Origin of the sequence: uncultured Chloroflexus sp. (assembly GCF_937951745.1) — a bacterium.
Classification (GTDB): Bacteria; Chloroflexota; Chloroflexia; order Chloroflexales; family Chloroflexaceae; genus Chloroflexus.
This window is the reverse complement of record NZ_CALFBQ010000067.1, coordinates 22,289-29,175: the sequence shown is the minus strand read 5'-3', so window position 1 is coordinate 29,175 and position 6,887 is coordinate 22,289. Positions and strand designations below refer to the sequence as shown.

Sequence of the window (6,887 nt, the reverse complement as noted above, 5' to 3'; positions counted from 1 at the left end):
CTCTCTGTTCCAACAATAAACCCTCACCTGTATGATCGGCGAGGGTAATAAAATGGAGCGGGCGACCGGACTCGAACCGGCGACATTCTGCTTGGAAGGCAGATGCTCTACCAACTGAGCTACGCCCGCACCTCCATTACTGTAGCACATTCCTTATTCGCCCGCAAGTAGCCGCACACGGTAGGGCGCAGCCCCACGGCAGTACGCGGCTACTTGGACACCGCATCAACCGCTACAACGTCTCTCCCACGCCAAGCTGCTCGAATGTGGTTTCCTCCCACGCCAGCCGGCCCGCTTCCTTATCCAGCATCAACAAGAGCGCTGTAATCAGATACGGCGGCATACTCGCGTTAAAGTACGATCCGGCACTGATGTTGATCAATAAAAACAGTGCGAGCGCCGCACTTTGCCGCACACCTTTGCCGGTGAGCATGCTGATTGCGACAATCACTTGGCCGATCGTCAAAATCCATGCAATCGGGCGATACAGTGGAATGGCGAAATGGCGTAAGTATGCCGCGCTAAAGCTGTTGGAATCAATCTCCGAGAGACGCTGCTCAAAATGCTCGCGCATGACCGGCGTGGTCAGCCAACCCCGCGTGATCTTGTGGTACGCGCCATAGGCAAACGTTGCGCCAAACGCATAGCGCAAGAGCACTAGCCCAATTCGCGCCGCTTTCCACAACGTGCTCGACCGATCCATCGGATGCCTCCTGTGCATAGCAGTTGGTACAGGGATGCAAACGCGCTTCACATGAACAGTAGATCGCGAAGTGGGCCGAAATTCGGCTGATATGCATGTGCTGTTCTACCCTTCACGGCCCTACTCCTCACACCCTACTTCCTATCTCTCTCAAGTATAGCACTTTTTAGCAAAAATTGTGTTTATATGTCATAGCAAAAAGCTAAATGTTTGATGAGAAAACGGCATTTCAGGCCACTGATCCTGTATCATGGTTGATGGTATTACGTGCAGATTCTGTACTACGAGGCATATGCGATGATGACCATCCGACGAATAGTGGTAGTGATCAGTTTCATTGTAGTGATTGCGCTGGGCCTGCTCGCCTTTTACGTCTTCCGCCCGCCCGAGGCGGCCAGCGGCCCGCTTGAAGCGGTGCCATTGGCATTGCCTACGACAGCGCCTCTTGCCCAACCAACGGCTGCCCCGGCAACCACTGTCGTTGCTGAAGCGACTACGACGTCGGCATTGCCTACCACCGCAACCGAGCCGGTTCTGCAACTCTTCGCCATTGACCAGAGCCGCTCGGAAGCTCGTTTCTTGATCGATGAGGTACTGCGCGGCCAGCCTGTGACTGTCGTTGGCGTGACCAATCAGGTGGCCGGCCAGATCGCTCTCGACCCAAATGTACCTACGGCGGCGCAAGTGGGTGTGATCCAGATTAATGCCCGCACCTTGGCCACCGATAACGAGTTTCGCAATCGCGCCATCAAAAACGCCATTTTGCGCACCAACCAATTCGAGCTGATCACCTTCACCCCGCGCGCGATCAATGGTCTGCCGGACAAGGTTACGATTGGCGTGCCATTTGAGTTCACTATCGAAGGCGACCTCACCATTACTGACGTCACCCGTCCGGTGACGTTTACCGTCACTGTGACGCCGGTGAGCCAGACTGAGATCAGCGGGGTAGCGAAGACTGCCGTGCTCTACCGCGATTTTAACCTAATTATTCCCGATTCGCCATCGGTTGACACGGTGGCCGACGAAGTGCGGCTTGAGCTAGAGTTTGTGGCGACCCTCGTGGGCTAATTGACGGCGGATCGGGCAATGGCTATAATGACGCGAGTTTTGGCAGTGTAAGGTCAGGAGACAGCAATGAGCGTGCAGAGCACCCGTGGCCGCCGTGTCAAGGTAGCCAAACAGAACAACTTACTCTATTTGTACATTGCGGTTGGTGTGGTAGCGGTCTTGACCCTCACCGCGCTGATCGTCTTCCTCACCCGCAATACGGGTGAAGTCAAAACGCCGACTGCGCCGGTCGGGCGCACGGCTGAAGGGTTCTATTACAAAGGCAACCCCGACGCACCGGTGAAGGTGATCGCGTTTGAAGACTATCAGTGCCCCGGCTGCGCTTTTTTTACCCGCAGCCTTGAGCCAATTCTCGAACGTGACTACATCAATACCGGCAAGGTGCAATTTATCTATCATGAATTGCCGCTCACTAACATTCACCCGAATGCGTTACTGGCTGCCGAAGCCGCCCGCTGCGCCGGCGATCAGGGCAAGTTCTGGGAGATGCATAGCCAGATCTTCGCCAACCAGAGTATTTGGGCACAACTCAGTTCGCCGCTGAACACCTTCAGCGGCTATGCCGGCATCGTGGGCATTGACCGCGCCCAGTTCGATGCCTGCATGCAAGCCGGTACCCATCGCGAAGCGATCTTAGCCGCAGCGCAATCGGCTGCCGAACTTGGCGTGCAAGCAACGCCGTCGTTTAGCGTTAACGGCCAGCTTGTTGATTCGAGCCGCCTGTTTACGGCGATTGACGCTGCACTGCGCGCCGCTGGCCGCTGATGAGCGTTTATAGTAACGCAACGACTTGCGTTGTGGTTATTTCCTCGACGGCGGCCTTGACGCGCCGCCGTCGCCGGCCTATAATGGGCCGGCTTTTCGACATGAGTGAGGAGCAGGGCTACCGTGCAAAACCGTAATCTTTCAGCGCTGATATTGATTATTGTCGTGACTGGGTTGGCGCTGGCCGTTAATTTTGCCCCCAACAACAATTTCTTGGGCCGTGATGTCAGCGTGCGCCTTGGCCTTGACTTGCAAGGCGGCATTCAAGTCTTGTTGCGCTCGGCTGATCCTAATGCCACCCCAGAACAGATTGCCACCGCCGCCGGCGTGATCGAGCAGCGCGTGAATGCCCTCGGCGTTGGTGAGACGGTAGTGCAACGAGCTGGCAATGACCGTATTATTGTTGAATTGCCCGGCGTGGCTAACCCCGAACAGGCGATTGAGACGCTGCGCGGCACTGGCCGGCTTGAGTTTATCGATTCGCAGGGCCAATATCTGGCCGATGGCGCGATTGTGCGCACCTCAAGCAGTCCCAACCCGCCGCAACTGCTCGAAAGCGGCACCGTCACCGATGTGAATAGCCTCGGCCCGATCTATCAGAGCATTACCGACGGCGCCGATCTCGACACCAGCGCCGTGCAGCCAACCTTCTCGCAGGGTGGTGCGCTCGGCAGCCGTCCGGCGGTCTCGTTCGCCTTCCGCGGCGAATCGGCCCGCCGCTTGGCCTCGTTTACCGCTGCTAACGTTGGCCGCCCGATGTGTATCGTGCTCGATAATGTCGTGGTAAGCTGCCCAGTGATCAACGCCGCCCTTACTGATGGCTCCGGCGTGATTGAGGTGACGACTGAAGCAGAACGCAATCAGATTTTTAATAAGTTGAAGTATGGTGCATTGCCAGTGCCGCTAGTCATCGAGACGAGCCGTACCGTGACTGCAACCCTCGGCCAAGAGAGTGTGGCCGCGAGCATTGTTGCCGGTATTATTGGCCTATCAGTCGTCGCCATCTTCATGATCCTCTTCTATCGCGGTCCCGGTTTGATCGCGACGCTTGCGCTCTTGATTTATACCGTCATCAGCTTCGCCATTTACCGCCTGATCCCGGTGACGCTGACGCTGCCGGGCATTGCCGGCTTTATCCTCTCGATCGGGTTGGCGGTTGATGCAAATGTGCTGATCTTTGCCCGCTTGCGCGAAGAGTACCGCCGGGGCCGCGATATTCGCAATGCACTGGAGTTAGGGTTTGTCGAGTCGTGGCCGGCGATCCGCGATTCGAGCGTGTCTACCCTCATTACAAGCATTGTGCTGTTTATGTTTGGCAACAGTTTCGGCGTCAGCTTGATCAAAGGGTTTGCGCTCACGCTGGGGCTTGGTATTGTGATTAGCCTCTTTACGGCCGTGATTGTAACCCGTACCTTCTTGCGCGTCGTGCTGCCGCTGTTTAGCGATGAACGCGCATGGTGGTTCGGCGTCGATCGCCGCGAGACTGCACCGGCGGCGACGGCGGCTTCCTAGCGGGTGAGGAGGCGCAAGCGTGCAACGAATCGTATCCGTGACACTGGAGTAATGTCGCTATGGAACATCTCGTCCGCCGTCGCTACTGGTGGTTTGCGTTTTCACTCTTGGTTATTTTGCCCGGTCTGTATATGCTGTTCCTGCACCCGCTCATCACGACCGGGCAGTTTGCGATTGGGCTGCGACCGAGCATTGATTTCGCTGGCGGTGCATTGTGGGAGTTGCGCTTTCCAGATACTACGCCGGAATCATTAACGACCGACCGCATTGCGCAAGCATTTGCAGTGGGTGGATTCGAGAACGCGCAGGTGCAGCTCAGCCCAACAACGGTTGACGGTCGTACCGTAGCCGCTGCATTGGTGCGCACCCGCCCGCTCAGCGAGTCGGATCCGAATAGCGAGATCGAGGCGGTGATGAAGGCCTTGACCGACGCCTTTGGCACGGTAACCCGCGAACGGCTTGAGAGCGTTGGTCCCACGGTCAGCGCCGAATCAACCCGCAGCGCCGTGATCGCGGTGCTCGGCGCGTCGCTGGTGATCTTGCTCTATCTGACGTGGGCCTTCCGCAAGGCGCCGCATCCGGTGCGCTACGGTGTCTGCGCGCTGATTTCGATGCTGCACGATGTGCTGGTGGTGCTTGGTATCGCTGCTATTCTTGGCGTGGCGATTGGGCTGGAAGTTGATGCCCTCTTTTTGACTGCGCTGCTCACAACGCTGAGCTTCTCGGTTCACGATACAATCGTGGTCTTTGATCGCATCCGCGAGAATCTGCTCAACCGCCATCCCGCCGAGACGTTCGACGATATTGTGAATCATAGTCTGGTGCAGACGCTACCGCGGTCGATCAATACCCAGTTGACGACCTTCTTTACCCTCACGGCCCTGCTACTGTTCGGCGGTGATACGATTCGCAATTTTGTATTGATGTTGCTGATCGGTTTGATCAGCGGCACCTATTCGTCGATCTTCAATGCGGCCCAATTGCTGGTGGTGTGGGAGCATCGCGAGTGGCGGAATTGGTTTGGCCGTGGCCGCCGCGATGAAGCTGCCCAAGCAGTGTAATATCGAGGCGCAGAGCGAGCACAGGTGCGGAGATTCTTAACGCAAAGGCGCAAAGATCGCGAAGGGTGCAAAGAGTGGGTATGGATGAGGCGTCAGCGTGCTTGTATTCTACCTATCCTTTGCGGCCTTCGCGCCGTTGCGTTTCACCTTCTGCAACCTTGGCTGCTTACGGCTCGACCTTCACCCCGCGCCAAAAGGCGATATACCCGGCAATCTGCTTCGCCGCCTCTTTCGGCGCCGGATAATACCACGCCGCATCACGATTGACCTCGCCGTTCACGACTACATCGTAATAGCTCGCCGTCCCCTTCCACGAACAGACCGTATGCGTCTGGCTGTCGCGTAAATACTCACGCTTCACCGCCTCCGGTGGAAAATAGTGATTCCCCTCAACCACGATCGTCGCATTGCTCTCGGCGATCACTGCGCCATTCCATATTGCCCGTGGCATCGTTTGCTCCTGTCTGCTAGGTATTGGTCTACGCGATAATCTCCCTTACTCGTATTATGCCCCACTTCGCGCAACTTTTGCCGATCTGGTGCGGTTTCTTATATAGAGATCATTGCTGAGAGCGCAATCAACTATGCACGACATCATCCGCTACTACCTTGGGTTCAATCTTGTGCCCGGCATCGGCCCACTCCGGCTCGCCCGCTTGATCGAGCAGTGCGGATCGGTAGCCGCGGCGTGGCATGCAAGTGACAAAGATATGATCGCCGCCGGCTTAGATGCGCGCAGTATGGCTGGCTTGCGCACCGCCCGCCAGACCATCGACCTCGACGCCGAGCTGGCCCGGCTGCGCGCCGCTGGCGTGACTCCAGTCTCAATCGTTGATCCGGCTTACCCGCCGCTGCTGCGCATGATCCCGGCGCCGCCGCCGCTACTCTACGTGCGTGGCACATTGACACCGGCCGACCAACGCGCAGTCGCCATCGTTGGCACCCGCCGGCCAAGTAACTACGGGCGCGAGGTTACGCACCGGCTGGCCCGCGATCTCGCCACGGCGGGAGTCACCATTGTCAGTGGATTAGCGTTGGGAGTCGACACGATCGCCCATACTGCCGCCCTCGATGCTGGCGGACGCACGATTGCAGTGCTCGCTTGCGGCGCCGATCGCGTCTACCCCGAACGGAACCGCGCGTTAGCCGAACGGATCATCACGGCCGGCACGCTCATCAGCGACTACCCGCTCGGCACGCCGCCCGCGCCGCTCAACTTTCCCCCGCGCAACCGGATTATCGCCGGTTTGAGTCTGGCCACGCTGGTTACTGAAGCGAGCGAGCAAAGCGGCGCATTGATCACCGTGCAATTTGCACTCGATCAAGGGCGCGATGTCATGGCCGTGCCGGGATCAATCTTTAACCCGCTCAGCGCCGGCCCACACCGCCTCATCCGCGAGGGGGCGGCGATCATCACTGATGCGAGCGATATATTGGAGGCGCTTAGTCTAGATGGGCCGAACCGGCCTAATGAGTCGCCGCTGGAGCTAGCCCTCACCGCCGAGGAAGAGGCGATCTACCGAGCTGTCGAAGCTGAACCGCAGCATATCGATGCCATTGGCCGCACCGCTGGGTTGCCGGCAGCCGCGACTGCTGCCGCTTTGGCGTTGTTGGAACTGAAGGGGATCGTGCGCCAAGTTGCGCCGTCCTACTACGCACGAGGCTGATGAGAGGGAAAAGGTGAACAGCCACGAAAAAACGCAAAAGGCACAAAAAAGATGTTTACATTTGCGCCTTTTGTGTTTCTTCATAGCTATTCGGCCAAAAACCTCTGC

7 protein-coding genes and 1 tRNA gene are annotated in these 6,887 nt (G+C 57.7%); 5 read left to right on the top strand and 3 right to left on the bottom strand.

All coding sequences use genetic code 11. From position 1 onward, the window contains the following. Positions 1-53: 53 nt before the first annotated feature. Together Q1A59_RS15195 and Q1A59_RS15190 are read right to left on the bottom strand one after the other, a co-directional pair. Positions 54-129, bottom strand: a tRNA-Gly gene (locus Q1A59_RS15195). Between the two features lie 103 nt (positions 130-232). Further along, complete coding sequence (locus tag Q1A59_RS15190; protein ID WP_298407107.1) at positions 233-703, bottom strand: DoxX family membrane protein; 471 nt, start codon at positions 701-703, stop codon at positions 233-235. A 297-nt stretch (positions 704-1,000) separates the two neighbouring features. Here Q1A59_RS15190 and Q1A59_RS15185 point away from each other — a divergent pair, with 297 nt between their 5' ends. From Q1A59_RS15185 to secF, 4 genes are all read left to right on the top strand, one after another. After that, the gene (locus tag Q1A59_RS15185) at positions 1,001-1,774 is read left to right on the top strand and encodes a YceI family protein (protein WP_298482923.1); all 774 of its coding nucleotides are present in this window, start codon (positions 1,001-1,003) and stop codon (positions 1,772-1,774) included. Positions 1,775-1,840: 66 nt separating this feature from the next. Further along, the gene (locus Q1A59_RS15180; protein WP_299645202.1) at positions 1,841-2,539 is read left to right on the top strand and encodes a DsbA family protein; all 699 of its coding nucleotides are present in this window, start codon (positions 1,841-1,843) and stop codon (positions 2,537-2,539) included. Between the two features lie 123 nt (positions 2,540-2,662). Further along, the gene (secD, locus tag Q1A59_RS15175) at positions 2,663-4,051 is read left to right on the top strand and encodes a protein translocase subunit SecD (RefSeq protein WP_298407115.1); all 1,389 of its coding nucleotides are present in this window, start codon (positions 2,663-2,665) and stop codon (positions 4,049-4,051) included. A 59-nt stretch (positions 4,052-4,110) separates the two neighbouring features. After that, positions 4,111-5,112 (top strand): protein translocase subunit SecF, encoded by a 1,002-nt coding sequence (gene secF, locus Q1A59_RS15170; protein ID WP_298407117.1) that lies wholly within the window; start codon positions 4,111-4,113, stop codon positions 5,110-5,112. A 166-nt stretch (positions 5,113-5,278) separates the two neighbouring features. Here the strand turns inward: secF and Q1A59_RS15165 are convergent, their stop codons facing one another. After that, complete coding sequence (locus Q1A59_RS15165; protein ID WP_298407120.1) at positions 5,279-5,563, bottom strand: DUF427 domain-containing protein; 285 nt, start codon at positions 5,561-5,563, stop codon at positions 5,279-5,281. A 133-nt stretch (positions 5,564-5,696) separates the two neighbouring features. On the opposite strand from Q1A59_RS15165, the gene dprA reads away from it, so the two are divergent. Then, the gene (gene dprA, locus Q1A59_RS15160; RefSeq protein WP_298407122.1) at positions 5,697-6,779 is read left to right on the top strand and encodes a DNA-processing protein DprA; all 1,083 of its coding nucleotides are present in this window, start codon (positions 5,697-5,699) and stop codon (positions 6,777-6,779) included. The last annotated feature ends 108 nt before the right edge of the window (positions 6,780-6,887 follow it).